Genomic DNA, 26,839 nt, shown 5'->3' with positions numbered 1-26,839 from the left:
ACTCTTTTATTTTGTGCATACTACTTGTTTGATAAATTTTAGATTGATCGTTTTATACGAACCTAAAATTGTATCCTGCACTGCTTTTTGAAAAAAAGCTTTATAGTTATTAAATTTTCGTTCCATGTAAATGGTTCTTCCAAAAATCACGTCATAACCATAGTTTCTATTTTTCATTATTATGCTCCCATCTGGTTTTATTTGCATTCCTATGATGTTTTTTTTCAAAAATTCATCATCATGAATCATCTTTAGTAACGTTACAAAATCCTTACTACAGGAATTCTGCGTGGCACCATAAACTAATGGCACACGTGCACTAAAATTACCTGACAAGGGCATTTTACCTCCTTTATAATCAATATAATAAGAGTCGTTATTATTAAAAACTCGAGCGATTGGGGTTTTTTGAGTAACTACAGTTTTAAGCTTTCCATCTACACTTACATAAACTTCGGCTTTCTCAACCAGTTTATGTTTGTTTATAGAAACTTCTATAGCATTCAAATCTAATTCTTCTTTTGCCACTGAAAAAGAGCCTCCAAAATTTTCTATCAACAAGTTATTAACGATTTCAGGCGTTAAAAAAGGGTTATTTTTATCCACAATTTCCACTTGTGGTTTGGTGATTTTTCTGGATTCATTTCTTTTTAGAGCAAAAGAATACAGAAAAATTACAATCCCAAAAATGACTATTAATTGAATATTTGTCAACCAATTTTTACGCATCTAATGCTTTTTTTATCAGAGGAACCATTTCGCCTACATCTCCTGCCCCTATAGTAACTATTATTGGGGCATCTGATGCTTCTAAAAGACCTATTAGTTCTTCTTTTTGTACTAATCTTTTATTTTTATTTTCAATTTTATCTAACAACCATTGCGAGGTAATACCTGGCATGGGTAGTTCTCTCGCTGGATAAATTTCCATTAAGAGCAGTTCATCAAATTGTCCTAAGCTTTTAGCAAAATCGTCTGCAAAATCTTTAGTCCTACTAAATAAATGTGGCTGAAATACAGCCAACACTTTTTTGTTTGGATATAATTCTCGTACCGCCTGATGTACCGCATTGATTTCGGTCGGATGATGTGCATAATCGTCTATATACACAAAATCAGGTTTCCTGATTTGGAATGAAAAACGACGTTTTACTCCTTTAAATGTTGCTAATGCCTTAACAATAGATTCTACAGGTGTGCCATAAGTACGAGCCATAGCTAAAGCTAATAAAGCGTTTGTTAAATTATGTTTTCCTGGTAATCCAAATTTCACATCTTTAATTTCTTCAGTTGGTGTTTTTACATCAAAAACATACCATCCGTCAATGATCTTTACATTATGCGCTACAAACTGAGAGTCATCATTTGCTCCTACCGTTACCCCTTTTAAAGATAAACCATTGATTACAAATAAATTAGACTTATCTTCTACTTTTTCGGCAAATTCATTAAATGAAGCTTTTATAGAGGCATCATCTCCATAAATATCTAAATGATCTGCGTCCATTGATGTTACGCAAGCTATATTTGGGTGCAAATGTAAAAAAGATCTATCAAATTCATCTGCTTCAACGACAGTAATTGTTTTTCCTGAACCAATTAAATTGGAATTATAGTTTTCTACTATACCTCCTAAAAAGGCTGTTATGTCTAATCCGCTTTCGTAAAGTATGTGACCTAAAATACTTGAGGTAGTGGTTTTTCCATGAGTCCCTGCTACGGCAAAACAAAAAGTATCCTTTGTAATAATACCTAAAACTTCTGCTCGTTTTTTTATAGTAAATCCTTTTTCTTTAAAGTAATCCCATTCTGAAAGTTGTTTAATAGCAGGTGTATAAACTACTAGTGTGTTTTCAGGCGTACAAAAATCTGGAATATGAGCAATATTATCGTCAAAATGAATAGTAATACCGCTTGTCATTAAATCATTTGTTAGTATGGTAGGTGTTTTATCATACCCCATTACTTCTTTTCCTATATTCTTAAAGTAACGAGCTAAGGCACTCATTCCAATACCTCCTACTCCTATAAAATAAACGTTATGTATTTGATTTAGATTCATCTTTAATTTCAATCTCTTTTTTATTACTGTTGATCTTTGATCATTCTTGCTTGTAATTCTTTTTTTATTTAACCCACTTTATTATTTCATCTACAATTTGTTTTGTTGCGTTGGGCAATGCTAAAGCTTTTATATTTTTACTTAATTTTTCTTGTTTTTCGTTATCATTAAAAAGTGATTGAAAAACTGCTTTAAACTGATTTTCTAATTCACTTTCTTTTAACACAATAGCTCCTTGTTTTTCAACGATGGCTTGTGCGTTTTTAGTTTGATGATCTTCTGCTACATTAGGTGACGGAATAAATATTACGGGTTTACCTATCAAACATAATTCAGAAACAGATGAAGCTCCTGAACGAGAAATTACGAAATCGGCGGCGGCATATACCAAATCCATTCTATCAATATAGGAGAGTATCTTCACTCCTTTTTTATCACCAAAGTGTTTGTATTCTTCAAAATACAATTTACCACATTGCCATATTATTTGAATATCTTTTTCTAATAACCAATCTATTTCTTTTGCTATTAATTGATTAATCCTTCTGGCACCTAAACTACCTCCTAAGATTATTAAGTTTTTTTTAGAAGGATCTAAGTTAAAATAAGCTAAAGCTTCTTCTTTTTTACTATCAACAGAGATTAAATCTTGACGAACTGGATTTCCTGTAAGCAATATATTTTGTTTTGGAAAAAATCGTTCCAAATTTTCATAAGCCACACAAATTTTTTGGGCTTTTTTACTTAATAATTTATTCGTAATTCCTGGATATGAATTTTGTTCTTGAATTATTGTTGGAATTCCTAGCATGGAAGCCACTTTTAGTACAGCTCCACTAGCAAAACCTCCTGTACCGATAACTACATCTGGCTTAAAATTTCTTATAATTCCAAATGATTTGATCAAACTTGATACTAATTTTAATGGAAACAGGGCATTTTGCAACGTTAGTTTTCTTTGGATTCCTGCAATCCACAATCCTTTTATTGAATAACCTGCTTGAGGTACTTTTTGCATTTCCATTTTATCATGAGCTCCTACAAATAAAATAGCAGCTTGTGGATAACGTGATTTAATTTCGTTCGCAATAGCTATAGCAGGATAAATATGTCCTCCTGTTCCTCCTCCGCTGATTATGAATTTTGGATTTTGCTTCATTCTTATTTATTTAAAATGGGATTCATGGGATTGTTTTTATCTTCAATAGAAAAATCTTCGTTTATTTCGGTATCTATTTTATTTTGTTCTTTAATTTCTCTATCTATGATTCGTTGTAAAGCGGCTTCTCTTTCTTCTTTTTCTTCTTTTTCTTGTTCTATTTCTTCTTCTTTTTTGGTTACATTCAATATAATCCCAATGGCTGCACATGTCATCCATATTGAAGTACCACCACTACTGATGAGTGGTAAGGTTTGTCCTGTAGTAGGTAATAATTCAACTGCCACTCCCATATTGATAAAGGCTTGAAAGATAATTGGAAAACCTAATCCAGCTACTATGAGTTTACCAAATAGTGTGGGGGCTTTATAGGATGCTATTACAAAACGAACAAACAGCATAAGGTATAAGAAAATAATAGCAAAACCACCTATTAATCCGAATTCTTCAATAATGATCGCAAAGATAAAATCTGAAGATGATTGTGGAAGAAAGTTACGTTGTACGCTTTTACCTGGACCTAACCCGTAGATCCCTCCCGTTGCTATAGCTGTTTTGGCTTTTTCAATTTGATAATCTTCATCTGGATCTGATTTGTCTGATATAAAGTTTTCAATGCGACTCATCCAAGTATCTACACGATTTGGAAAAGCATCTGGAAAGGCTTTAACTAAAATAATAAAAAAAAGTGCGGCAGCAATTCCCATACCTATAATTATGGCACTATTTTTTATGGGATATTGTCCTACGAAGGTAATCATTAAGACCATAGAAAAAATAAGTGCTGCTGTAGAAAAGTTGGCTGGAAATATTAAGCCTACAGTTACAAATACAGGAATCCACAAAGAAATGAATGATTTTTGGAAGGTCATTTCTTCGATATCTGTTTTAGACAAATAGCGCGCTACATACATATACAAGACCATAGCTGCTAAAGCAGATGGCTGAAATGAGATACCTCCAGGTAGTTGTATCCATCTACTTGCATTAGCCCCATCAATTACAGTTCCTTTGAATAAGGTATAAAGTAACATTAGCCATACAAAAGGTAATAAAACCAATGATAGATTTCTAAAATAGTGATAGGGTACTTTATGAGAACCGTACATAATAGCAAAACCTAATCCTAGGTGCATAAAATGTTTGAGTAGATAGCCTAAGGTATTTCCTGTACCTCTACCCAGATAAGCTAAATTACTACTTGCGCTATATACGGGCATAAAGGAAAATAAGGCCAATAGTGCAACAAATGCCCAAATGACTTTATCTCCTTTTAGATTATGTAGTAATTTTTTCATATTTTGTATTTAGGTTTAAAAGATTAGGTTTTGTACTCTAAAACCTAAATCTTATAAATTTTGAACGGCTTGCTTAAATTGACGTCCTCTATCTTCATAATTTTCAAACAAATCAAAACTTGCACAAGCAGGTGATAATAAAACGGTGTCCCCTTTTTCTGCTAAACGGTAAGCTTGTTTTACTGCTTCTGCCATTGAATCTGTTTCTATCATTTCATCTACAATACTTCCAAACGACTCCATTATTTTTTTATTATCTACTCCTAAACAAATAATTGCTTTTACTTTTTCGTTTACTAATGGCAAAAGTTCTGTATAATCATTTCCTTTATCAACCCCTCCAACGATCCATACGGTTGGTGTAGACATGCTATCTAGCGCAAAAAATGTAGCATTTACATTGGTTGCTTTAGAATCATTTATATATTGTACATTATTAATTTTTAATACTTTTTCTAAACGATGTTCAACTGCTTGAAAGTCTGACAAACTTTCTCGTATAGTTGATTTTCTAATTTTTAATAACTGTGCAACTGTTGCTGCTGCCATAGCGTTTTTTACATTATGTTTTCCTTCTAAAGATATTTCGTTGATTGGCATATCAAATATTTCGTTTGTTATATTGAATTTTATCGTATCATTTTCTAAATAGGCTCCAAAGTCTAACTTTTTAGAAATGGAGAAGGGTATTAATTTTGCTTTGGTTGTATTTTGAAGTAACCAATTATTTATAGCTTCGTCATCTGCATCATAAATCAAATAATCTTCTTCTGTTTGATTCATTGTGATTCTAAACTTTGAAGCGATATAATTTTCGTATTTATACTCATATCGATCTAAATGATCTGGACTTATGTTTGTTATGATTGCTATATGTGGTTTGTATGTTTCAACGCCATCTAGCTGAAAACTACTTAGTTCTAAAACATAGGTATCAAATTTATCATCGGCTACTTGCCAAGCAAAACTTTTTCCTATATTACCAGCAAGACCTACATTTATTCCGCCTTGTTTTAGAAGGTGATAAGTTAACATGGTTGTAGTTGTTTTACCATTACTACCTGTTATTCCTACTGTTAGAAGATTGGTAAACTGATTTGTAAACTCAATTTCAGAAAGTACGGGTATTTTTTTTTCTATTATTTTTTTTACAATAGGAGCTTTGTCTGGAATACCGGGGCTTTTCATTACCACATCTGCATTTAAGATGAGTTCTTCTGTGTGCCTTTCGTCTTCAAACTTAATTTTATGAAGTAATAGTATTTCTTTATAAGTATCTTTCATTTTTCCAAAATCAGAAACAAATACTTCGTATCCTTTTTTCTTCCCGAGAATTGCGGTACCTACACCACTTTCTCCTCCTCCTAAAACAACTAGTCTCATGATTATCTTAATTTTAAAGTTACAATAGAAACAATAGTTAATAAAATTCCTACAATCCAAAAACGGGTTACTATTTTGCTTTCATGGTATCCTTTTTTTTGATAATGATGATGCAAAGGAGACATTAAGAAAATACGACGTCCTTCGCCATATTTTCTTTTGGTGTATTTAAAATAAGTTACTTGTAATACTACTGATAGATTTTCTGCTAAAAATATTCCACAAATAACGGGGATTAACATTTCTTTACGAACGGCTATTGCTAATACAGCTATTACTCCTCCTATGGTTAAACTTCCTGTATCTCCCATAAAAACGGCAGCTGGAAAACTATTATACCATAAAAAGCCTACTAATGATCCTATAAAGGCAGCTATAAAAACGGTCATTTCTCCGGAATGAGGGATAAACATTATATTTAGGTATTTAGAAAAAATAATATTACCTGAAACAAATGTAAATACCCCTAATGCTATTACTGATATAGCGGAAGTACCAGCAGCTAATCCGTCAATACCATCCGTAAGGTTAGCTCCATTTGAAACAGCTGTAATAATAAAGATAACCACTGGTATAAAAATTAACCAAGCATAGTTTTCATAACCTTCTCCCATAAAGGATAAAACTTCTGCATAATCAAACTCATTATTTTTAAAAAAAGGGATTGTAGTAGCTGTTGATTTTTCTTCTACCATCATGGGTTTGATCGTATTCTGAGAAGCGTCAATTTCTATTTTGGTATGTGCCATTTCTTTACGAATGGTTACTTGTGGGTGAAAATACAAAACGGATCCTACAAACAATCCTAGCCCTACTTGACCTATAACTTTAAAAATTCCCTTTAATCCTTCTTTATCTTTTTTGAATACCTTGATATAATCATCTAAAAAACCTATCAATCCCATCCATAGCATAGAAATGATTAACAATATAACATAAATATTATCTAATCTTGCAAATAGTAAAACAGGAATTAGGGTAGAGAATATAATAATAATCCCCCCCATTGTTGGTGTTCCTGCTTTTTGAGTTTGGCCTTCTAAACCTAATTCGCGAACGGTTTCACCAATTTGCAAACGTCTCAGGTAGCTTATTACTTTTTTCCCATAAATAGTTGACAATAACAGTGACATAATAATTGCCAATGCTGATCGAAAAGTAATGTATTGAAAAACACCTGTTCCAGGCACATCTTGAACTTTATCTAAATATTCAAATAAGTAGTATAACATACTTTATAAGGTTTTGGATTTTGGATTTTGATTTTGGATTTCTTTTTAAATCACCAATCAGCTTTCTAAATCAATTATTATTTATTTAATTGTTCTAATAATTCTTTTACTATTTTCATATCATCAAAATCATGACGTATTCCATTGATTTCTTGATATGTTTCATGTCCTTTGCCGGCTATTAAAATTATATCGCCTTTTTCAGCCATTTGACAAGCTGTTTTTATAGCTTGTTTACGATCTTTTATGGCTAAATATTTTTTAAAATTTTCTGCACTAATTCCAGCTTCCATTTCTTCTATAATAACCTCGGGACTTTCGGTACGAGGGTTATCGGAAGTTAAAATTGCTTTTGAACTCATTTCTGTGGCAATTCGTGCCATGATAGGACGTTTTGTTCTATCTCTATCACCTCCACAACCTACAATAGTAATTAGTTGTTCATTTTTTGTACGAATATCATTAATGGTATTCAATACGTTTTCTAGAGCATCTGGTGTATGTGCATAATCTACTATGGCTGTAATTTTTTCTTTGGAAACAATAAACTGAAATCTACCAGAAACGCTTTCTAATTCGGATAATAACCGTAAAGCTTCTATTTTATCTATTCCGAGCTCTACGGCTACGCCATAGATAGCAAGTAAGTTGTAAGCATTAAAAGTACCTATCAAGCGAGTCCAAACATCGTGTTCATTAACTTTTAATTGAAGTCCAGACAATTGATTTTCTAATATAACGGCCTTATAATCTGCATAGGTTTTTAAAGCATAGGTTTTTTTCCTTGCTTGTGTATTTTGTAACATTACAGTTCCGTTTTTGTCATCAATATTGGTTAATGCAAAAGCAGTTTTGGGTAAATGGTCGAAAAAGGTTTTTTTAACGTCTCGGTATTCCGCAAATGTAGGATGATAATCTAGGTGATCATGGGACAAATTGGTAAAAACACCTCCTGCAAAAAGTAAACCTTCGGTTCGTTTTTGATGTACTCCATGAGAACTTACTTCCATAAAGCAATATTCACATCCTTCTCGGATCATTTCATTTAAAAAATAATTAATAGTTAATGAATCGGGTGTTGTATGGGTTGCTTTATATTCTATTGTATCAACCATAATTTTAACGGTTGATAACAATCCTACTTTATATCCTGCTTTTTTAAACATTTGATATAAGAGGGATGCTATTGTGGTTTTACCATTTGTGCCTGTAACGCCAACTAAAGTTAACTTATGTGATGGTGTTCCATAATAATTATTTGCTAATTGGGCTAAAGCACTATTTGTATCTATTACTTTTACATAGGTTATATTTTGCAAACAAGTTTGAGGCAATTCTTCACAAATTATTACACTAGCTCCTAAACTAATTGCTTTGTCAATATACTGATGCCCATCAGACAATGTTCCTCGTATTGCTACAAAAACATCATCTGTTCCGATTTTACGAGAATCGAACTGAATTTGATTTACAGTTATGGAAGTAGATCCCAAAACTGTCTCTATAGTTACTTTGTATAATAAATCTTTTAAATTCATTTTTTCCCTATTATCTTTTAATTGGAAGACAAAATGTTATATGTTTTGTTTACGACAATTCTAAAACTATAATTGCATTTTTTCTAATAAATTCTCCTGCTTGAATGGACTGTTTTTTTACTTTGCCAAATCCACTTATCCTTACTTTCATACCTAAATTTTCTAACAAAGCTACTGCGTCCATTCCTGGCATTCCTTTTGTATTGGGTACGTATAAAGGTTTTTTGTTTAGTTTTTCATTGTAAGCTAAATAACTTTTTTCTTGTTTATTAACTTTTTTCTTTAATGATTTTATTTCATCTGTAGAAGGAACATCTGTAAAAACTTTTTGCGCAATTCTTTTAAAAACAGGACCTGCTACATCAGCACCATAATAATTATTACTAGACGTATTAGGTTTATGAATAACGACTATACACGAATATTGTGGATCTTCTGCTGGAAAATAACCAGCAAAAGAAGAAGCATAATACATTTGTGTATCGCCTTTATGGTAATCTATTTGAGCTGTTCCTGTTTTTCCTGCCATAGAAAAATCTTTAGAATATAGCTTAGATGCTGTTCCTCGTTTAACAACATTTTTCAACATAGCTTTTACTTTTGAAAGCGTGGTATTTGAACAAATCTTAGCATTAATCACTTCTGTATCAAACTTTTTCACAACCTTGTTCCACTCTTTTACTTCTTGAACGAATTTAGGTTTAACCATGACTCCATTATTAGCTACCGCATTATACAATGTAAGTGTTTGTAAAGGGGTTACCGAAACACCATATCCAAAAGCCATCCAAGGAAGAGAAATACCACTCCAATTTCCTTTTCCTGGTTGTGGGATTCTGGGTTTTCCTTCTCCTTTAAAAGGCAAACCTAAAGACGTATTTAATCCTAAATAATTAATATGATCTACAAATTGTTGTGGATTATCTTTATAATTTTCATAAACGGCCTGAACTAAAACAGTATTAGAAGAGAGTTCAAAACCTCTAGCAAATGAAATTTTCCCATATCCTCCTTCATGAGAGTCTTTTACTTTTCTACCTCTGTATACTACTACTCCACCGTAGGTGTTATAAATTTTACTGGTATCAATTTTTTTATCTTCTAATAATGCTAAAACATCAAGTAACTTAAAGGTGGAACCTGGCTCATGTGATTCTGCAACAGCATAATTAATCGTTTCGTAATATGATCCATCTTTAGCTCTTCCTAAATTTGAAATAGCTTTAACATCTCCCGTTTTGGTTTCCATAACCACAGCACAACCGTGCTCTGCTTCATATAGTTCTAGTTGTTTGAGTAATGCGTGATGTGCAATATCTTGTATATATACATCAATAGTAGATACTATATCATAACCATCTATAGGTTCTACTTCATTATTATCTCGAATAGGTTTCCATTGTCCTTTGGCTATTTTTTGTTTTAGAACCTGACCATCTTTTCCTTTTAAATATTTACCGAAAGCACCTTCAATCCCTACACGAGTCAGACTTCCCCCGTCATTAAAACGTTCATAGCCTATTGTTCTTTCAGCAATTTTACCTATTGGATGTTCTCTTACGGTTTGTTGTTCTATGATAATTCCTCCTTTATAAGCTCCTAAGTTTAACAAAGGAAATTTTTTAATTTTTGCATGTTCTGTATAACTTAATTTACGAGCAACCAACATATAGCGGTTTTTATTGGCTCTTGCTTTTCTAAAATCGTTTAATAAAGAACTACTTGATTTTTTTAGCATTGGTGCTAAAGAATCAGCAAGTGGCTTAATATGTTTATTAAAATTTTCTTGAGAAGGAGCCAACGCATCAAAACGAATTGTATACTCAGGAATAGAAGTTGCCAAAAGGCTACCATCTGATGAATAAACATTTCCTCTATTAGCTGGAATTACAAAGTTTTTGATAGTACGTTCTTTGGCTAATTGTCTATAATAAGTCCCTTCAACCCATTGAATATTGCTTAGTTTTACAGCAACAGCGGATGATATTACCAATATAAGTAATGCCACCCCATAAATACGATTTAATATATTTCTATTTATTACTGCCATAGCTTTTCCCAAGCTGTTTTTTCTTTTGCTACTTTTATTTTTTTAGGAGGAACCGATGATGGTACGATGTTTAATATTGCCATTTGAGCTGCCACATTGGATTCCATTTTTATTTTCATTAATTCGGATCTTCTGTCTACAAATTCAGATCGTAGCTCTTTTACTTCATTATTTAATTCTGCTATACGAAAAACTTTCTTCTCATAACTATGTGTATTGGCAATCATTATAATGGCTAACACTAATAAAAAGAGTATAAAAATCCAATTCTTAGCAGCATCTTCATTTAAAAGATACCGAGCTTTTAATATATTAAAAATTTTGTTTTTCATATTTCATCATGATGCTAAGGCAACATTGATTCTTATAATTTTTCGGCAATACGAAGTTTTGCACTTCGAGCTCTGTTGTTTATTTTTATTTCTTCATTCGTCGGAACAATGAGTTTACCAATAGCTTTCATAGGTACTTCAAATCTTCCAAACATATCTCGTTCTGGCTCTCCTTCAAACATTCCATTTTTAACAAATCGTTTCACTAGACGATCTTCTAAAGAATGGTAAGAAATAACACTTAATCTTCCTCCTACATTTAAGACATCTAACGATTGCTCTAAAAACTCTTTTAAGACATCCATTTCTTGATTTACTTCAATACGTATGGCTTGATAAATTTGAGCTAGAATTTTATTCGCTTTATGACTTGGTAAGTGTTTTCCTAAAACTTGCTTTAAATCTTCTGTATTAACAATTCTTTCTGTATCTCTCGCTTCTATAATCGTCCTAGCTAAAGCTGGAGCATTTTTAAGTTCTCCATACTCTAAAAAAATACGACGTAAATTCGCATCATCGTATTCGTTCACTACAGTGTAGGCGCTCAATTCATTTTTTTGATTCATTCTCATATCGAGAGCGCCATCAAAACGAGTAGAAAAACCGCGTTCAGGCACATCAAATTGGTGAGAGGAAACTCCTAAATCAGCTAAAATCCCATCTACCTTTCGAATATTCTGAAAACGTAAAAAATTTCTGATATACCTAAAATTTTCTTTAATTAAAACAAATCTTGGATCTGGTATTGTATTAGCCCAAGCATCTTCGTCTTGATCAAAAGCAAACAATTTCCCATTAGGCCCCAACCGAGATAATATTTCCCTTGAATGACCTCCTCCTCCAAAAGTTACATCTACATACACTCCATCCGGTTTGATATTCAAACCATCAACTGTCTCCCTTAATAAAACCGGATTATGATATTCCATCGTCATCAAAATTTAAATCTCCCATTACTTCTTCAGCTAAATCCGCAAAATCCATCACTGAATCATCAATAGCTTTTTCATATAACTCTTTATCCCAAATTTCTAATATAGTCACTGCCGAAGACAAAACAACGTTATTCGTAATATTTGCAAAAACCGCTAAATCTTTAGGAATTAACAAACGTCCTGTAGCATCAATCTCCACTACTTTAACTCCTGCTGTAAATCGACGAATAAAATCATTGTTCTTTTTTACAAAACGATTCAACTTATTGATTTTTTGCATCATAACATTCCATTCACTCATCGGATACAACTCTAAACATTGTTGAAAAACAGAACGTTTTAACACAAACCCTTCCTGCAAAGAAGTCGCCAATTGCCCTTTCAAGGCAACCGGTAACATCAACCTGCCTTTCGCATCTGCTTTACATTCATATGTTCCAACAATGGTATTCAAGGAGTTACACTTTGTACTGTACAAATACAAAGATAGGAATATTTTTACCACATTTTACCACAAAATACCACTTTGTTGATAAGTTTTGATTTTATAAGAAATACACCACAAAACCCCAAGAACCTCCTCTTTCTTCTTTTCCTACCTTTAACTCTCAAAGAAGACGACCTTAATCTGTTTAAAAATCAAATTCTCTTTATTTTATTTTGAACCGCCATTTTAAAGTTTTTTAACCCCAAACCCACTTTTTTTATTATTAATACACATTTTCAAAACATCTTCATACCCTATATATACAGTATTAAGTAAATCATTTTTTTCATTATAAATAAACACTCAACTTAAATGACTAATTATGATTACACCCAAAATCTCTCCTATTTTCTTTTTTTGTACTCATTGCAAAAGCACTTCAGCAGTTGAATATAAAATCAGGCAAAACACTTTCCTTTATTTAACCCAATTTCCAGATTAGAAAAATATTTAACTTATTTTCTTTCTAAACGAAGCCTAATATAAAATCTAGATTCAGATCAATTAACGCCTTCATAAATCACTTTTTAAAAGACTTTTATACACAAAACTTATTTATTTTCAATTTAGAAACAGATGAACACCCCCAGTATTTCCATTCAATTACACCTTCGTTCTTTCTTAACAAATTAGCACTCATAAAAGTAAAACCATTATTATTTACAATCTAAATAAAAATTTTATCTTTGTAACCTTATGACGCAAATTACATCTGACAATAATAGCCATCAAGAAACAGTAAAAAATGTTTTTACTAGTTACTTAGAAAAAAATGGGCATCGAAAGACACCTGAACGATATGCAATTCTTCAGGAGATATACGACAGTTCAGAACATTTTGATATAGAAAATCTTTATATTAAAATGAAAAACAAAAATTATCGCGTATCACGAGCTACACTTTATAACACCATTGAATTGTTATTAGATTGCGGTTTAGTTCGCAAACACCAATTTGGTCAAAATCAAGCGCATTATGAAAAATCTTACTTTGACAAACAACATGATCATATTATTATGACTGATACAGGCGAAGTAATTGAATTTTGCGACCCAAGAATACAAACCATCAAACAAACTATGGAAGATTTATTTGGAATTGAGATCCAAAATCATTCTCTATATTTCTACGCTACTAAAAAGAAAAATTCTTAAAAATTACAAACAACAACACAATGACTGTAGACTTACTACTAGGATTACAATGGGGCGATGAAGGCAAAGGAAAAATTGTCGATGTACTAACCTCTAAATACGATATAATAGCGCGATTTCAAGGAGGTCCTAATGCAGGACACACACTTGAGTTTGACGGAATAAAACACGTTTTACGCACAATCCCATCTGGTATTTTTCATAAAAACGCAATAAATATCATTGGTAATGGTGTTGTTATAGACCCCGTTGTCTTTCAAAAAGAAATAGAAGGACTTGAAAAGTTCAATATGAACATTGAGTCAAAATTATTGATTTCAAGAAAAGCACATCTTATTTTACCAACCCATCGCTTATTAGATGCTGCTTCTGAAACAGCTAAAGGAAAAGCTAAAATTGGCTCAACTCTAAAGGGTATTGGACCAACTTATATGGACAAAACAGGACGTAACGGCCTAAGGGTTGGAGACATTGAAATGTCTGATTTCATTGAAAAATATCGTTCTTTAGCAAATAAGCATGAGGAAATGATTAAGTTTTACGATGTAAATATTCAATACAACCTTCCCGAAATGGAAAAAGAATTTTTTGAAGCCATAGAAGGCTTAAAAAAATTAACTTTTATTGATAGCGAAGAATTTTTAGCAAAAGCTCAAAAAGAAGGTAAGTCTATTCTTTGCGAGGGGGCACAAGGCTCCTTATTAGATGTTGACTTTGGAACTTATCCTTTTGTAACTTCATCTAACACTACTGCTGCCGGAGCTTGTACAGGCTTAGGCATTGCCCCTAACAAAATAAAAGAGGTATTTGGTATTTTCAAAGCCTATACTACTCGTGTTGGATCTGGACCATTCCCTACAGAGGATTTTGGAACAGATGGCGAAACAATGGCTAAAGTAGGCAATGAATTTGGCTCTGTAACAGGACGCGCTAGACGCTGTGGATGGCTGGATTTAGTAGCTTTAAAATATGCTATTCAAATAAATGGTGTAACTCAATTGATGATGATGAAGGGCGATGTCCTTTCTGGTTTTGAAACACTGAAAGTTTGCACCGCTTATAACTATAAAGGTGAAATTATAAAACATCTCCCTTTTTCTATTGAAGAAGAAAATCTAACCCCTGTTTATACCGAATTTAAAGGTTGGAAGGCTGATCTAACAGACATGAGCTCTTTTGAAGAACTCCCTATTGAGCTAAAAAACTATATTCATTTCATTGAAAAAGAGCTAGAAGTTCCTATTATGATTATATCTGTTGGACCTGACAGAAAACAAACAATTATCAAATCATAATATAGAAATCAATTTATACAATAAGATACCGCCCCAAAAAAGCTAAACACTATTTGGGGCATTTTTATAAAAAGAAAATCAAATACAATTACGCGTTCAAATTAAAACCTGTTAAACTATTTTCATTCCAAATTTCAATAGATTTAGATTAGAAAACAGCCTCAACTTCTTTCTTCCACCTATCCTTTTAAGATCTCCGATTACTTTATCCATAAAAAAATAATAAAAATAATTTTTTCATTTTTAACCACTATATTTGTCATATAAAAACGAATTAATAAAGTGGAGCACTTAATAGAAGACGGTAAATACAAATATTTCGAAGCAGGAGAAGGGACTCCAATTGTAATTTTACATGGATTAATGGGAGGTCTTAGTAATTTTGGAGGAGTTGCTCAATATTTCCCTAACAAAGGATACAAAGTAGTAATTCCTGAATTACCTTTATATACCCAAAATATATTAAAAACCAATGTAAAAGCATTTGCTGTATACCTTAAAAATTTCATTAATTATAAAGGTTATGATAGAGTTGTCCTTGTAGGTAACTCATTAGGAGGGCATATAGCCTTATATTTCACAAAACTTTTCCCCGAAAAAGTATCAGGATTAGTAATTACAGGTAGCTCAGGTTTATATGAAAGTGCGATGGGAGAAAGCTATCCTAAACGTGGAGATTATGAGTACATCAAAAAAAAGTCAGAAGACGTATTTTACAATCCTGCTGTTGCTACAAAAGAAATTGTTGATGAAGTATATGCTACGGTTAACGATCGTATTAAACTTTTAAAAACACTTACCATTGCCAAGAGCGCCATACGTCACAACATGGCCAAAGACTTACCAAAAATGCACGTTCCAACAGGAATTATATGGGGTAGACAGGACAAAGTAACGCCTCCAGAAGTAGCAGAAGAATTTCACAAATTACTCCCCAATTCTACTTTATATTGGATAGACCAATGTGGTCATGCTGCTATGATGGAACATCCTGATGAGTTTAATAGGATTTTGGAAGAATGGTTAAAAACAAAAGCAGAACATAAATAATTAACAAAGGAATCTTTCAAAAAAACAGACATCCCTTTTTACGTAAAAGCCCAAGAGTCTTATCAAAACAAATAAGACACAAAAACATAGTTTGTCATAATCAAAACAAAAAACGAAATATTAAATAGACACTCTCATATTTTATATCTATGAAAATTAATACAGCTGAATTTATCATAAGTAACTCTCTTGTAAGCAAATGTCCTCAGGAGCGTTTACCTGAATACGCTTTCATAGGAAGATCTAACGTAGGGAAATCCTCCTTAATAAACATGCTAACTAATCATAAAAATTTAGCAAAAACTTCCTCTAGACCAGGTAAAACCCAGCTAATTAATCATTTTAAAATTAATAATAACTGGTTTTTAGTTGATTTACCAGGATATGGATATGCAAGAGTTTCTAAAAAAACAAAGGAAGTTTTCCAGAAATTCATTACTGATTATTTTGAAAAACGAGCTCAATTGGTTTGTGCCTTTATCTTAATAGATATTCGCCATGAAGCTCAAAAAATAGACTTAGAATTCATTACATATCTTGGCGAGACGGGCGTTCCTTTTTGTATTATTTTCACAAAAGCAGATAAAATAAGTAAGGGCAAAGCAGAACAAAACGTTGCAGCTTATCGAAAATCATTACTAGCTAACAATTGGGAAGAAATGCCTCAACATTTTATAACTTCCTCATTAGATGCAGTTGGACGCGACGGTATTTTAGATTTTATAGACAATGTAAATCAAGAAATTTTCAAAAACAATGATCATTTTGTCTAACAAAAAGAGACTATCTAAAAAGTAATAAATAAATTGTATAATATTTTTAACTTATTACTTCAATGATGACAGGAGAAATCACATTATCTGTATATGTGATTTTTCTCGCCGATGAAATAACAGAATTACAACCTTTACCAGACAGTCTCTTTTTTATTGTACTACTTAAATGATTTAAGTTCCATTTTAAAAAACCCAGTATCTTCGTAAACATTCCCTATATCATCATTCCAAAAAATATAAGAGTCATTAATAGCTGTTGTTGTAGAAAACTTAAAAACTTTACAATGAAATGTACCAGCGGGCACCTTAATAACAGAATCTAAATCTATAACTTTATGTGTTACAACCGCTTTATCAGCTCTAACATGTTTCCATTCTTCATTTAACTGAACATTCTTTTTATAGCTTTTTGCAAAATAATCTTTATTATTATCTGAATCAACCAAAAGAAAATCTCCTTCTTGTTTCATTAAATCAACACTAGAGCGCACTAATTCACCTAAGTCATTGTAAAAATTTCTTGTAACTAGAAATCCTTCTCCATTACAACTTCCAAAAGTCATTTTCATTGTTCCTGATTTCTTTCCAAATGTAAAAAGATCAAACACTACTTCCTTGCCCGTTTTCAAAAAAGGTATTGAAGACTCACAACTTCCTTTAGTATCAGACATCACATCCTTGCTATCTTCTTTATTACAAGAAACTAAAATCAAACATGCACATAAAAAAGATAATTTTCTACTTACCATTTCTAACATTTTAAATTTATACATTTTATTTTTTCAACTCTAACTTTTCAGCAAAATACTCACAAAAATCACGCATTGTTGCACTCATTTTTTCATCAGCCGTTGCACGTTCAAAAGTATCCGCCATAGCCACCAAAGTTTGATGAAAAAATATCTTCATTTCATCTACAGGCATATCCTTTGTCCACAAATCAATACGCATTGTTTCTTTTGCGTTACTATCCCATATATTTAACATAAGAGCTTTGGCTTCTTGTTCTTCTATTCCACCGTCTTTTGCAGTCCAATGTAATTTTTCTGGAACATGATTTTCATCTAATGAAATCTTAAAATTAATATCGGATGTTTTAGTTATTGGCATTTTATTTTTTATGTTTTAAAATTTATATGAACTATATTTTTGCTAGGAATTTTCCTTTAAATATTTTACCACACTCTGAGTTAACAATTAATTCTTTACAGGTTTATATTTAGATTTTTTAAAAAGTTCTTTAGCATCTACAACAAGCATTTTTTCTAAAGAAACCTCATTTTGTTCCATGTAAGCACGAACAATTTGCCATCCAATCCACGCACCTATACGAGCAGGTGTTTGATTATCACTTTCGAGTCCAAATTTAGAAAAAGGTCCTGGTGCTATTAATTTTTGAACTAGCATAGGATTTGTATCATATAACATTTTTTGTTCTATCATAAATCGCCAGATAGTTTCATCATTCTCTTCGCACCACTTTAACTCTTCTGTTGTATAAGCTATTTTGTCTTCATCAGGAGTTGTAGGCAACAAGACATCTTTTAAGTACAATTTTTTTCCTTCATAAATCATTTGCGATAAAAAATCGCGATCTATAGGAGGTTTAACCTTATACAAAGCAAACGCATCTACCACATCTGGCATCATTTGTACCGCTTCAAATCTCTTTTTCAAAAACTCAGGATATTCGTAAAAACGATGTGATTTACCTAAATACAGTTCTAAAGAAATAATTAAAACATTTTTATCTGGAGCATAAATTACTTTATAATCGGGATCCATATCCTGAATGACAGTATATACTTTAGGTATTTTTGTTTTAGGAAAATAATATTTTATATATTTAAATAGTGTTTCGATATTCTTCTTTTCAACATCAAAATTATCATATCGTTTTTCTACTTCATCATACAATGCTCTCCATTGTGGATGTACCATTTTTTCAGCTAAAAACCGTTCATCAACTTGAGGAGGAAAGAAAAAAGGGTATTTTTCTTTTAAAATAGGTAAATCAGATGGTTTTGCTTCAAAAAAAGCTTTATCATAACGATCTACCACAACATTTAGTTCCATTTCTTCCGCTTGTTCTTGTACTTTTGCATTTTTTTTGCAAGACAAAGCAGAAAGAGCTAAAACAGCTAACGCAATATATTTCCTCATTTTCCTACTAATTCTATTAAGATAACCAAAAAACGGTTTATAAGTAATTTTATTATTTTTGCAAATATACATCCCTTTTTAATACAATCATCGTTATGCAAAAAATAAGCACTTTAAATGCAGAAAAAGTAAATAAACATATTGTAAACTGGTTAAAAGAATACGCTATAAAAGCTGGAGTAAAAGGCTTTGTAGTTGGTATTTCTGGCGGAATAGACTCCGCTTTAACTTCTACATTATGTGCGCAAACTGGTCTTACAACCTTATGTGTAGAAATGCCTATACATCAAGCAGAAAGCCATGTAAACAGGGCATACGAACATATTAATATGCTAAAACAAAAATTTTCAAATGTATTGGATACTCAAATTAATATGACCCCCATTTTTGAAAGTTTCAAAAACGAAGTACCTATATCAGAAAATGAGGACAAACTTCATTTAGCCTTCGCCAATACTCGTTCACGTTTACGAATGGTATCTTTATACTACCTTGCTGGTTTAAACAACTTATTAGTAGCCGGAACTGGCAATAAGGTAGAGGATTTTGGAGTAGGCTTTTTTACTAAATACGGGGATGGAGGCGTAGACATTAGTCCTATAGCAGACTTGCTAAAAAGTGATGTTCGTACTTTAGCATCTTATGTGGGAGTACCTGAATCTATACTAAATGCAAAACCTACAGATGGACTATTTGGCGATGATCGAAGCGACGAAGATCAACTAGGTGCCAATTATGATGAATTAGAATGGGCCATGAAACAATTAGAAAATGGGAAAAACAGCAATGATTTTGAAGGGAGAGAGAAAGAAGTCTTTAAAATTTATTTACGATTAAACACTATTAATCAACATAAAATGAATCCAATACCTGTATGTATAATTCCTAATGAACTTAAATAGGAAATTTGAAAATATTTTTTGCCCTCATGTACTTTGATATAAAAAATTTCAAGGTATAACTCCAAATATTCCAAAAAAAGCAAAGCTATCCTTTTTATTTTTTTTACTTTTTGAAATAGTGCTAATAAAAAATATTACCCTTTTTTTTAGAGTCTTTTACTCTAAAAAAAAGGGGGTTAAATTCAAAAATAAAAAAGCCTTAAACTTTGATTTTATTGATACATTTTATTTCTGAGTGCACCTAAATAATTTCTACAAAAGTGTAAAACTTTTTCTACAACTGATAATCAAGCCTTTATCTTTTTATTTGTAATTTTGTACTTACACAATTTTAAACAAATAATGTATGATAAAGATAGGTCTTGCGGATAATCATCCTGTAGTTCATTATGGTATTAAATCATATTTCAAAGAACATTCTGATATTACATTAGTAGGAATCGTGGATAACTTTGAAATGATTGAAGAAATGTTGAAACGTAAAGAAGTAGATATTTTGATCATGGATATGGAGCTGAATGGGTTAAATAGTATTAATGATATTAAAAATTTATTAGAAAATCACAGGAAACTTAAGATCATTTTATTTTCTAATTTAAATGAACAGGTATACGCTCCTAATGCTATAAAAGCAGGAGCTTCAGCATTTGTTGAAAAGTCAGAAAAACTAGAAAATTTAGCCTCAACAATTATAAAAGTCAACAGAGGAACTGTGGTATTTAGTGATGTGGTAAAACGCAATATAGCTTTAATTTCAAAACAAAATAAGTCAGAACAACTATACAGAAAACTATCTAGTAGAGAAATAGAAGTATTACGTTATCTATCAAACGGTAAAAAAAATAAAGAAATTGCCGAATCTTTAAATTTAAATGAAAAAACTATAAGCACATATAAACTCCGTTTATTAGCAAAATTAAATGTAACGAATCTTGTAGATCTTGTTAATAAAGCCAAAATATTAGAAATTGTTTAGTTTTAAAATATGAACTTTTAGAATAACTTTTTGAACGATCACAAAAAACCTAAAAAAACTCTTATTCATACATTTGTTACTAATTAAAAATAACTATTATGAAAAAGAGTTTTTTATTTTCCTCTCTTATAGGAACTGCATTATTAATAGGATGTTCAAAAGATAATAACACGACAATCCCTAGTAATGAAATTACATTCTCAACAGGAAAATTAGCCTTACAATTTGGTCATCCTGAAAGCATTCTTTTTGACGGCAAAGAATATTTCTACATTTCAGACATTGGGGCTCAATTAGCTCCTCACGTAAAAGATGGAGACGGAATGATAACCAAAGTAGATTTAAACGGTAAGTTAATTTCAAAAAACATCAGTAAAACTATTTTAAATGCTCCAAAAGGCAGTGCTTTAATAGACAATGTATTATGGGTAAACGATATAGATGAATTAAAAGGAATAAATATCAATACAGGAGAACTTGTTGATCGAATTTCTTTTACAGATCTTGGAATAGACCTAACACAACAAGGAGGCACAGGATTAAACGATCTTGTTAAAGGAAATGACAACAATACGTTATATGCAAGCATTACAAATAACGGTGGTATTTATAAGATTAATTTAAAAGAAAAAACTAAGGAAAAAATAGGCGAAAATGGTTTTGTAAATGGCTTGTTTTTAACAGACAATACATTATGGAATTGCGCCTTTAAAAATGGATTATCATTAAAAAAATTAGATTTAAACTCCAAAAATAATACGGATGTCACAAATGGCCCAAGTGCTTTGGGAGGACTAGACGGCATCGCTCTAATTAACAATGAAGTATATCTTTCAGATTGGGGGAAAGATTACAATGGATCGAATGAAGTAGGATTTATTTTTAAATACAACCCAATGACACAAAAAAGTGAAGTAATAGATCTTTCTAACAAAATAGGTAAAAAATATCTGAATGGTCCAGCAGACATCAGCAGTTATAACAACTACTTGTTCATACCTGCAATGGGAGAAGGAGCTATTTATATTGTTAAACTCTAAATTCCTCAACAAATAATGAAAAATATCTGAAAAGCTCAAAAATTTCATCATTTATTTTATATTATGAATCCTTTTCTAAAGATAAACTGGATCATTTTATTTAAACAGACTAAGCAAATGTTTTAATAAATTATATATTTCTATTGAAAAAAATAACAAGATGAAATTTTTACTTTTCGGATATTCCTTTATAAAAACTAAGAATAACGAGACATCACACGTCCTAGCTTACTGGAAAAATTACCCACCAATTTAGAATAATCCATTACCATATATAAAATTTCAGAATTATCAGCCTGAGGATCGGGTGATAATTGTCCTTTAACTTCTTCTATAATTTTATTTACTAAAAACCATCTCAAACTTAAGATTGTTTCTGTTGCATACTGACCAATTGTTTGATCTTTTAATTTTACATAAATAAGTTTAACCTCCCAATTATGGAGGCTCATCTTTTCATCCTCCATCAAAATAGAAGTTACTTCTTGAGCTAATTCGGGTGTTAATTGCATCAAAAAATGTTCAATTTCTAATTTCTCATTTTGATGATAATAATTCATTACGTCATTATAGATAGCTCTAAAAAGAGGATTTGCCAATTCTACTTCATCTTCCTGTAAACTCAAATAAATTCGCTGGTATACTTTATACTTATTAATTTCTTTTATTTCTTTTAATTCACCTTCTGGAGTAGCTTTGTATAAAAAATCTGTAAATTCTTCTTCTGCTCCCCCATAAAGTAAAAGGATTTCTATAATCTTACGTTCTAATTGATATTGAACATCTACTTTTGTTTTAGCTGATTGTTCTTCATTTTTTACAACTGTAAATGCTTTTTGTTCTTGTTTTAATTTCTTCCCCGATTCCGCAATGTCTTTTTGAACCAATTGTGCTAATGTATTAAATAATACTTCCTCCGAAATATCCATGATACGAGAACATTCTTTAATATATACTTCTCGTTTAATTCGATCGGGTATTTTAGCAATACTAATCACCATATCTCGAATTAGATCTGCTTTTTTTATCGGATCATTTTTAGCTTCTTTCATCAAAAGTGATGCTTTAAACTGAATAAAATCCATGGCATTCTGATCAAGATAACGCAATAAATCGTCATGAGAAGTTTTTCTAGCAAAACTATCTGGATCATCTCCATCTGGAAAAGTACAAACTTTCACATTCATACCTTCCTCCAAAATTAAGTCAATCCCTCTAATAGAAGCTCTTAAACCTGCTGCATCTCCATCAAAAAGAACTGTGACATTTTTTGTCAAACGATTAATCAAACGAATTTGATCTGGAGTTAAGGCAGTACCAGATGAAGCTACTACATTTTCTATACCTGCTTGGTGCATTTGAATAACATCTGTATATCCTTCACATAAGTAACAATTATCTTGTTTGGCTATGGCTTGTTTTGCATAATAAATACCATATAGGACTTTAGATTTATGATAAATTTCACTTTCTGGAGAATTAACGTATTTAGCAACTTTCTTATCATTCGTTAAAATACGTCCACCAAAACCAAGAACACGTCCAGACATACTTTGAATAGGAAACATAACACGTCCTTTAAAACGATCAAAATGCCTTCCATCTTCCTTAGCTATAGTTAACCCTGTTTTTTCTAAAAATTCTAATTTATACCCTTTTCCGAGAGCTTCTTTTGTAAAAATATCCCAAGCTTCAGGTGAAAAACCTAAACCAAATTTTTCAATAGTTTCTAAAGTAAATCCACGTTCTTTAAAGTACGAAAGTCCTATTGCCTGACCTTCATCTGTATGAAGTAGAGCATTTTGAAAAAATTTTTGAGCAAATTCAGAAACTAAGTACATACTTTCTTTTTCATTAGCTACCGCTACTTCTTCAGTAGATTGCTCTGTTTCTTCAATTTCTATGTTATATTTTTTTGCTAAATATCGAATCGCTTCTGGATATGAAAAATGCTCATGTTCCATTAGAAATGTCACAGCATTTCCTCCTTTACCTGAACTAAAGTCTTTCCATATTTGTTTTACTGGTGAGACCATAAAAGAAGGTGATTTTTCATCCGAAAAAGGACTAAGTCCTTTTAAATTTGTACCCGCTCTTTTTAGCTGAACAAAGTCACCTATAACCTCCTCCACTCGAGCCGTTTCAAAAACGGTTTCTATTGTATTTTTAGAAATCACAATTAATCTTTAAAAAAATTCAAATATACAAACTTTAAAAACCTTTTAAGTAGAAAAAGGAATGATCTAAAAAAAGGCACTTTTAATATTTACCCCAGATTCCACATTAGACTTCATTATAAAACAAAATTACTAAATCTAAAAAAACAACTTTCTTTTTATTCTCCGTTTAACAAACTCTGTCTGCGATAAAAAATTTCGATATATTTTTATACTTTTTGTTCTTTTCCTTTTTGTTACACAAGACCTATCATCTAATCTGGGTTTAACTTACGCTAAAAAAACAAGAGAAGCCACACAACTTTTAATTGTGTGATTTCTCTTACTGATCAAAAATATGATTACTCGCTTTTACAATCCCTTCTTATTTCAACCTGAAATCGGGTTTTTTTCGTACATCATTACTTTTAAACATATTGATATTACTAATTTTTGTAACACTATTTACTTTATCTTTTGACGTAAACCAATCCGTTTGTCCTTCTGCTTTAACTAAATTTTCGTTGGTAATAATTTCAGTACAATTATTGATAATAGAGTTTACTATTTTTAATTGTTTGTAATTTTCTCTCTCCAAATATTTATCATCCATAGCAAATACACTAGCAAAACCTGAAATTACACATTTATTAATTTCAACAAATGAATCTGTTTTTACTGAAATAGCTTCTTTTACTAGCCCCATCGCATTATCCTCATTACTAACCATTGTCACGTTATTAAGTTTAACAACCGTTTTCTTACGAGTAGGGTCAAAATTTTCTAATTTATCATAAGTATCTATTTCCATAACTCTCGAACGAGTATTATCTGAAATATAAGGATTACGGATAGCTATTGAATTACTTATAGAACAGGTTGCTCCCATAGAAAAATCAAAATCATCATCTGCATTTTGAAATGAAATAATATTATTTATATCAAAGACACCGCCTACAATTTCTAATCCATCATCCTTGGCCATACTAATTTGCACATATTCTATCTTCGTTTTTTTTCCTACCCCTCCTAATGTTAAACCATTTAACATTGTTTTTTCATTTAATTTTTTTCCTGCAAATTCTATACGTACATATTTTAGAATACCTGAATCACTGTTTTCATTATTCCCTCCAAAAAGATTATATTTAGGATTTGGATCATAAATAGAAGAAACGATCCCTCCGTAACGATTAACAGGTGCATCACCATAAATTATAATACCTCCCCAATCGCCTGATTTTCTATCAGAGGTTCCTTTATTCGATGTAAAAACAATAGGATCTGTTTCTGTACCTTCCGCTTTTATTTTAGATCCTTTAGTAATGATTAAAGTTCCATTAGAATCCGAATCACCTCTCATAACTACCCCTGGCTCTAAAGTAAGAGTTGCTCCATTAACAACATATACAGATCCCATTATTTGGTAAGTTCCTTTTTTAAGAGTTGTATCCACTCCTATCTCGCCGTTTAATATTCGGCTAGGTGCTGCGTAATCCTGCGTTTTAGGCTTAAAATTAGTCCAATTATTAAACCAGTTAAAGTCGCCGTAAATTCCTTGCACATTTTGTGCTTGTCCTGAAACAAAAACTAACAATAGTATAGTCAATAACTTTTTTCTCATTGTTTTGGGGTTTGGTTTATAAAAATTAGCACAAAACTACTTTTTAGTTTGTTAATAAACAACCTTCTATTAACAAATAACTGTTAAAAAATGATAAAAAATGTTTTATCTATAAAATATTATCAATAATTACACCAAAACACATCCAATTAATTATTTTTTTCTTTCAATCACATAATTTACCATTAAGACTAAGGCGCTTTTATAATCTGATTCAGGAAAGTCAGCAAGCAACATCAGTGCTTCCTGTTGAAATTCAATCATTTTTTTTTCAGCATATAGAAGACCGTTATTTTGTTTAACAAATGCTATAACTTCTTTCACACGCTTTTTATCTTTATTATGATTTTTTATAGAATTAATTAACCATTTTTTTTCTTTCGGAGTACATGTATTAAGAACATAAATGAGTGGAAGTGTCATTTTTTGCTCTTTAATATCAATTCCTGTTGGTTTTCCTATAGCTTCTTCTGAATAATCAAAAAGATCGTCTTTTATTTGAAAAGCCATCCCTATAAGTTCTCCAAATTTACGCATTCTTTCTATTAATTCAGCATCATCTGGTTTAATAGAGCAAGCGGCCAAAGAACAACAGGCAGCAATGAGGGTAGCTGTTTTTTGCCTAATAATTTCGTAGTAAATTTCTTCTGTTATATCTAATCGACGTGCTTTTTCAATCTGAAGTAATTCTCCTTCACTCATTTCTCGAACTGCAACTGAAATAATTTTGAGTAAATCAAAATCACCATTATCAATAGAAAGTAACAATCCTTTTGACAATAAATAATCTCCTACTAAAACTGCAATTTTATTTTTCCACAAAGCATTTATAGAGAAAAAACCACGACGACGATTACTATCATCTACTACATCATCATGAACTAAAGTAGCCGTATGAATAAGTTCTATTACCAATGCTCCTCTGTAGGTTCTTTCTAAAACAGTTCCTTTAGAGATCATTTTAGCTGTAAGAAAAACAAACATAGGCCGCATTTGTTTCCCTTTCCTATTAACAATATAATAGGTAATCCTATTTAACAACGCTACCTTAGAAGACATTGAGGAATGAAATTTTTTTTCAAAAATTTCCATTTCCTGAAGTATTGGCTGTTTTATTTGAGAAGTAATATCCATCAGGGTTTCAAAGGTAAAACAATTTCATATATGAAAAAAAACTTTTTTACGCTATCAATTTAAACCTTTTTTTATTATTTTAGTCCAACCCA

General features: G+C 31.3%; 24 protein-coding genes. 7 read left to right on the top strand and 17 right to left on the bottom strand.

The window, feature by feature from the left end; genetic code table 11:
- Positions 1-6: 6 nt before the first annotated feature.
- The 11 genes from NAB20_RS06570 to NAB20_RS06520 form a co-directional block, all read right to left on the bottom strand.
- Positions 7-729: a cell division protein FtsQ/DivIB gene (locus NAB20_RS06570; protein ID WP_375605727.1), complete on the bottom strand. Its 723-nt coding sequence runs from the start codon at positions 727-729 to the stop codon at positions 7-9.
- Positions 722-2,062, bottom strand: coding sequence for a UDP-N-acetylmuramate--L-alanine ligase (gene murC, locus NAB20_RS06565; protein WP_127823594.1), 1,341 nt, complete (start codon positions 2,060-2,062; stop codon positions 722-724). Before murC ends, NAB20_RS06570 begins: the two co-directional genes overlap by 8 nt.
- Before the next feature lie 64 nt (positions 2,063-2,126).
- Positions 2,127-3,221: an undecaprenyldiphospho-muramoylpentapeptide beta-N-acetylglucosaminyltransferase gene (gene murG / locus NAB20_RS06560; RefSeq protein ID WP_127823593.1), complete on the bottom strand. Its 1,095-nt coding sequence runs from the start codon at positions 3,219-3,221 to the stop codon at positions 2,127-2,129.
- 2 nt (positions 3,222-3,223) lie between these two features.
- On the bottom strand, positions 3,224-4,519 hold the full coding sequence (locus NAB20_RS06555) for an FtsW/RodA/SpoVE family cell cycle protein (RefSeq protein WP_088390395.1): 1,296 nt from the start codon (positions 4,517-4,519) through the stop codon (positions 3,224-3,226).
- Positions 4,520-4,570: 51 nt separating this feature from the next.
- Entirely contained in the window at positions 4,571-5,902 is a 1,332-nt protein-coding gene (gene murD, locus NAB20_RS06550) for a UDP-N-acetylmuramoyl-L-alanine--D-glutamate ligase (RefSeq protein ID WP_105195400.1), read from the bottom strand.
- 2 nt (positions 5,903-5,904) lie between these two features.
- Positions 5,905-7,134: a phospho-N-acetylmuramoyl-pentapeptide-transferase gene (mraY, locus tag NAB20_RS06545; protein WP_088390391.1), complete on the bottom strand. Its 1,230-nt coding sequence runs from the start codon at positions 7,132-7,134 to the stop codon at positions 5,905-5,907.
- 77 nt (positions 7,135-7,211) lie between these two features.
- Complete coding sequence (locus NAB20_RS06540) at positions 7,212-8,672, bottom strand: UDP-N-acetylmuramoyl-L-alanyl-D-glutamate--2,6-diaminopimelate ligase (protein WP_105195399.1); 1,461 nt, start codon at positions 8,670-8,672, stop codon at positions 7,212-7,214.
- A gap of 49 nt (positions 8,673-8,721) precedes the next feature.
- A complete protein-coding gene (locus tag NAB20_RS06535; RefSeq protein ID WP_375605726.1) occupies positions 8,722-10,722 on the bottom strand; it encodes a penicillin-binding protein in 2,001 nt (666 codons plus the stop codon).
- Complete coding sequence (locus NAB20_RS06530; RefSeq protein WP_088390385.1) at positions 10,713-11,054, bottom strand: FtsL-like putative cell division protein; 342 nt, start codon at positions 11,052-11,054, stop codon at positions 10,713-10,715. Before NAB20_RS06530 ends, NAB20_RS06535 begins: the two co-directional genes overlap by 10 nt.
- Positions 11,055-11,086: 32 nt before the next feature.
- Positions 11,087-11,995: a 16S rRNA (cytosine(1402)-N(4))-methyltransferase RsmH gene (gene rsmH / locus NAB20_RS06525; protein WP_205728025.1), complete on the bottom strand. Its 909-nt coding sequence runs from the start codon at positions 11,993-11,995 to the stop codon at positions 11,087-11,089.
- Positions 11,970-12,443, bottom strand: a complete 474-nt coding sequence (locus NAB20_RS06520) for a division/cell wall cluster transcriptional repressor MraZ (protein ID WP_088390381.1) — start codon at positions 12,441-12,443, stop codon at positions 11,970-11,972. Before NAB20_RS06520 ends, rsmH begins: the two co-directional genes overlap by 26 nt.
- 729 nt (positions 12,444-13,172) lie before the next feature.
- On the opposite strand from NAB20_RS06520, the gene NAB20_RS06515 reads away from it, so the two are divergent.
- The 4 genes from NAB20_RS06515 to yihA all read left to right on the top strand — a co-directional run bounded on the left by NAB20_RS06515 (position 13,173) and on the right by yihA (position 16,749).
- Entirely contained in the window at positions 13,173-13,631 is a 459-nt protein-coding gene (locus NAB20_RS06515) for a Fur family transcriptional regulator (protein ID WP_105195396.1), read from the top strand.
- A 20-nt stretch (positions 13,632-13,651) separates the two neighbouring features.
- Complete coding sequence (locus NAB20_RS06510) at positions 13,652-14,926, top strand: adenylosuccinate synthase (protein WP_375605725.1); 1,275 nt, start codon at positions 13,652-13,654, stop codon at positions 14,924-14,926.
- Between the two features lie 282 nt (positions 14,927-15,208).
- Positions 15,209-15,976: an alpha/beta fold hydrolase gene (locus tag NAB20_RS06505; RefSeq protein ID WP_088390375.1), complete on the top strand. Its 768-nt coding sequence runs from the start codon at positions 15,209-15,211 to the stop codon at positions 15,974-15,976.
- A 149-nt stretch (positions 15,977-16,125) separates the two neighbouring features.
- Positions 16,126-16,749: a ribosome biogenesis GTP-binding protein YihA/YsxC gene (gene yihA / locus NAB20_RS06500; protein WP_105195394.1), complete on the top strand. Its 624-nt coding sequence runs from the start codon at positions 16,126-16,128 to the stop codon at positions 16,747-16,749.
- A gap of 161 nt (positions 16,750-16,910) precedes the next feature.
- On the opposite strand, the gene NAB20_RS06495 is transcribed toward yihA, so the two are convergent.
- The 3 genes from NAB20_RS06495 to gldB all read right to left on the bottom strand — a co-directional run bounded on the left by NAB20_RS06495 (position 16,911) and on the right by gldB (position 18,915).
- On the bottom strand, positions 16,911-17,525 hold the full coding sequence (locus tag NAB20_RS06495) for a hypothetical protein (RefSeq protein WP_088390371.1): 615 nt from the start codon (positions 17,523-17,525) through the stop codon (positions 16,911-16,913).
- A 1-nt stretch (position 17,526) separates the two neighbouring features.
- On the bottom strand, positions 17,527-17,862 hold the full coding sequence (gldC, locus tag NAB20_RS06490; RefSeq protein ID WP_088390369.1) for a gliding motility protein GldC: 336 nt from the start codon (positions 17,860-17,862) through the stop codon (positions 17,527-17,529).
- 87 nt (positions 17,863-17,949) lie between these two features.
- Positions 17,950-18,915, bottom strand: coding sequence for a gliding motility lipoprotein GldB (gldB, locus tag NAB20_RS06485; RefSeq protein WP_235878527.1), 966 nt, complete (start codon positions 18,913-18,915; stop codon positions 17,950-17,952).
- A gap of 95 nt (positions 18,916-19,010) precedes the next feature.
- Here gldB and nadE point away from each other — a divergent pair, with 95 nt between their 5' ends.
- The 3 genes from nadE (at position 19,011) to NAB20_RS06470 (ending at position 21,833) form a co-directional block, all read left to right on the top strand.
- Positions 19,011-19,817, top strand: coding sequence for an NAD(+) synthase (nadE, locus tag NAB20_RS06480; RefSeq protein ID WP_088390365.1), 807 nt, complete (start codon positions 19,011-19,013; stop codon positions 19,815-19,817).
- Between the two features lie 346 nt (positions 19,818-20,163).
- The gene (locus NAB20_RS06475) at positions 20,164-20,793 is read left to right on the top strand and encodes a response regulator transcription factor (RefSeq protein WP_127823589.1); all 630 of its coding nucleotides are present in this window, start codon (positions 20,164-20,166) and stop codon (positions 20,791-20,793) included.
- A gap of 98 nt (positions 20,794-20,891) precedes the next feature.
- Positions 20,892-21,833 carry a hypothetical protein gene (locus NAB20_RS06470; RefSeq protein ID WP_105195390.1) on the top strand — a complete coding sequence of 314 codons (942 nt, stop codon included), beginning with the start codon at positions 20,892-20,894 and terminating at the stop codon, positions 21,831-21,833.
- A 197-nt stretch (positions 21,834-22,030) separates the two neighbouring features.
- Here the strand turns inward: NAB20_RS06470 and dnaG are convergent, their stop codons facing one another.
- From dnaG to NAB20_RS06455, 3 genes are all read right to left on the bottom strand, one after another.
- On the bottom strand, positions 22,031-24,010 hold the full coding sequence (dnaG, locus tag NAB20_RS06465) for a DNA primase (protein ID WP_088390359.1): 1,980 nt from the start codon (positions 24,008-24,010) through the stop codon (positions 22,031-22,033).
- Between the two features lie 364 nt (positions 24,011-24,374).
- Positions 24,375-25,613, bottom strand: coding sequence for a hypothetical protein (locus tag NAB20_RS06460; protein ID WP_105195388.1), 1,239 nt, complete (start codon positions 25,611-25,613; stop codon positions 24,375-24,377).
- A gap of 153 nt (positions 25,614-25,766) precedes the next feature.
- Positions 25,767-26,747: a polyprenyl synthetase family protein gene (locus NAB20_RS06455; protein ID WP_088390355.1), complete on the bottom strand. Its 981-nt coding sequence runs from the start codon at positions 26,745-26,747 to the stop codon at positions 25,767-25,769.
- Positions 26,748-26,839: the final 92 nt, after the last annotated feature.

This window comes from Flavobacterium davisii (assembly GCF_042182265.1).
Lineage (GTDB): Bacteria > Bacteroidota > Bacteroidia > Flavobacteriales > Flavobacteriaceae > Flavobacterium > Flavobacterium davisii.
This window is presented reverse-complemented; position numbering and strand designations above follow the sequence as displayed.

Excerpts from the sequence above, each read along its gene's own strand:
- NAB20_RS06515 (WP_105195396.1), top strand. The coding sequence starts at position 13,173 with ATGACGCAAATTACATCTGACAATAATAGCCATCAAGAAACAGTAAAA.
- nadE (WP_088390365.1), top strand. The coding sequence starts at position 19,011 with ATGCAAAAAATAAGCACTTTAAATGCAGAAAAAGTAAATAAACATATT.
- NAB20_RS06540 (WP_105195399.1), bottom strand. The coding sequence starts at position 8,672 with ATGAATTTAAAAGATTTATTATACAAAGTAACTATAGAGACAGTTTTG.
- NAB20_RS06475 (WP_127823589.1), top strand. The coding sequence starts at position 20,164 with ATGATAAAGATAGGTCTTGCGGATAATCATCCTGTAGTTCATTATGGT.
- gldC (WP_088390369.1), bottom strand. The coding sequence starts at position 17,862 with ATGCCAATAACTAAAACATCCGATATTAATTTTAAGATTTCATTAGAT.
- mraY (WP_088390391.1), bottom strand. The coding sequence starts at position 7,134 with ATGTTATACTACTTATTTGAATATTTAGATAAAGTTCAAGATGTGCCT.
- NAB20_RS06460 (WP_105195388.1), bottom strand. The coding sequence starts at position 25,613 with ATGAGAAAAAAGTTATTGACTATACTATTGTTAGTTTTTGTTTCAGGA.
- murD (WP_105195400.1), bottom strand. The coding sequence starts at position 5,902 with ATGAGACTAGTTGTTTTAGGAGGAGGAGAAAGTGGTGTAGGTACCGCA.
- NAB20_RS06570 (WP_375605727.1), bottom strand. The coding sequence starts at position 729 with ATGCGTAAAAATTGGTTGACAAATATTCAATTAATAGTCATTTTTGGG.
- murG (WP_127823593.1), bottom strand. The coding sequence starts at position 3,221 with ATGAAGCAAAATCCAAAATTCATAATCAGCGGAGGAGGAACAGGAGGA.
- gldB (WP_235878527.1), bottom strand. The coding sequence starts at position 18,915 with ATGAGGAAATATATTGCGTTAGCTGTTTTAGCTCTTTCTGCTTTGTCT.
- NAB20_RS06555 (WP_088390395.1), bottom strand. The coding sequence starts at position 4,519 with ATGAAAAAATTACTACATAATCTAAAAGGAGATAAAGTCATTTGGGCA.
- NAB20_RS06510 (WP_375605725.1), top strand. The coding sequence starts at position 13,652 with ATGACTGTAGACTTACTACTAGGATTACAATGGGGCGATGAAGGCAAA.
- NAB20_RS06455 (WP_088390355.1), bottom strand. The coding sequence starts at position 26,747 with ATGGATATTACTTCTCAAATAAAACAGCCAATACTTCAGGAAATGGAA.
- NAB20_RS06495 (WP_088390371.1), bottom strand. The coding sequence starts at position 17,525 with ATGTATAAATTTAAAATGTTAGAAATGGTAAGTAGAAAATTATCTTTT.
- NAB20_RS06535 (WP_375605726.1), bottom strand. The coding sequence starts at position 10,722 with ATGGCAGTAATAAATAGAAATATATTAAATCGTATTTATGGGGTGGCA.
- yihA (WP_105195394.1), top strand. The coding sequence starts at position 16,126 with ATGAAAATTAATACAGCTGAATTTATCATAAGTAACTCTCTTGTAAGC.
- murC (WP_127823594.1), bottom strand. The coding sequence starts at position 2,062 with ATGAATCTAAATCAAATACATAACGTTTATTTTATAGGAGTAGGAGGT.
- NAB20_RS06470 (WP_105195390.1), top strand. The coding sequence starts at position 20,892 with ATGAAAAAGAGTTTTTTATTTTCCTCTCTTATAGGAACTGCATTATTA.
- NAB20_RS06530 (WP_088390385.1), bottom strand. The coding sequence starts at position 11,054 with ATGAAAAACAAAATTTTTAATATATTAAAAGCTCGGTATCTTTTAAAT.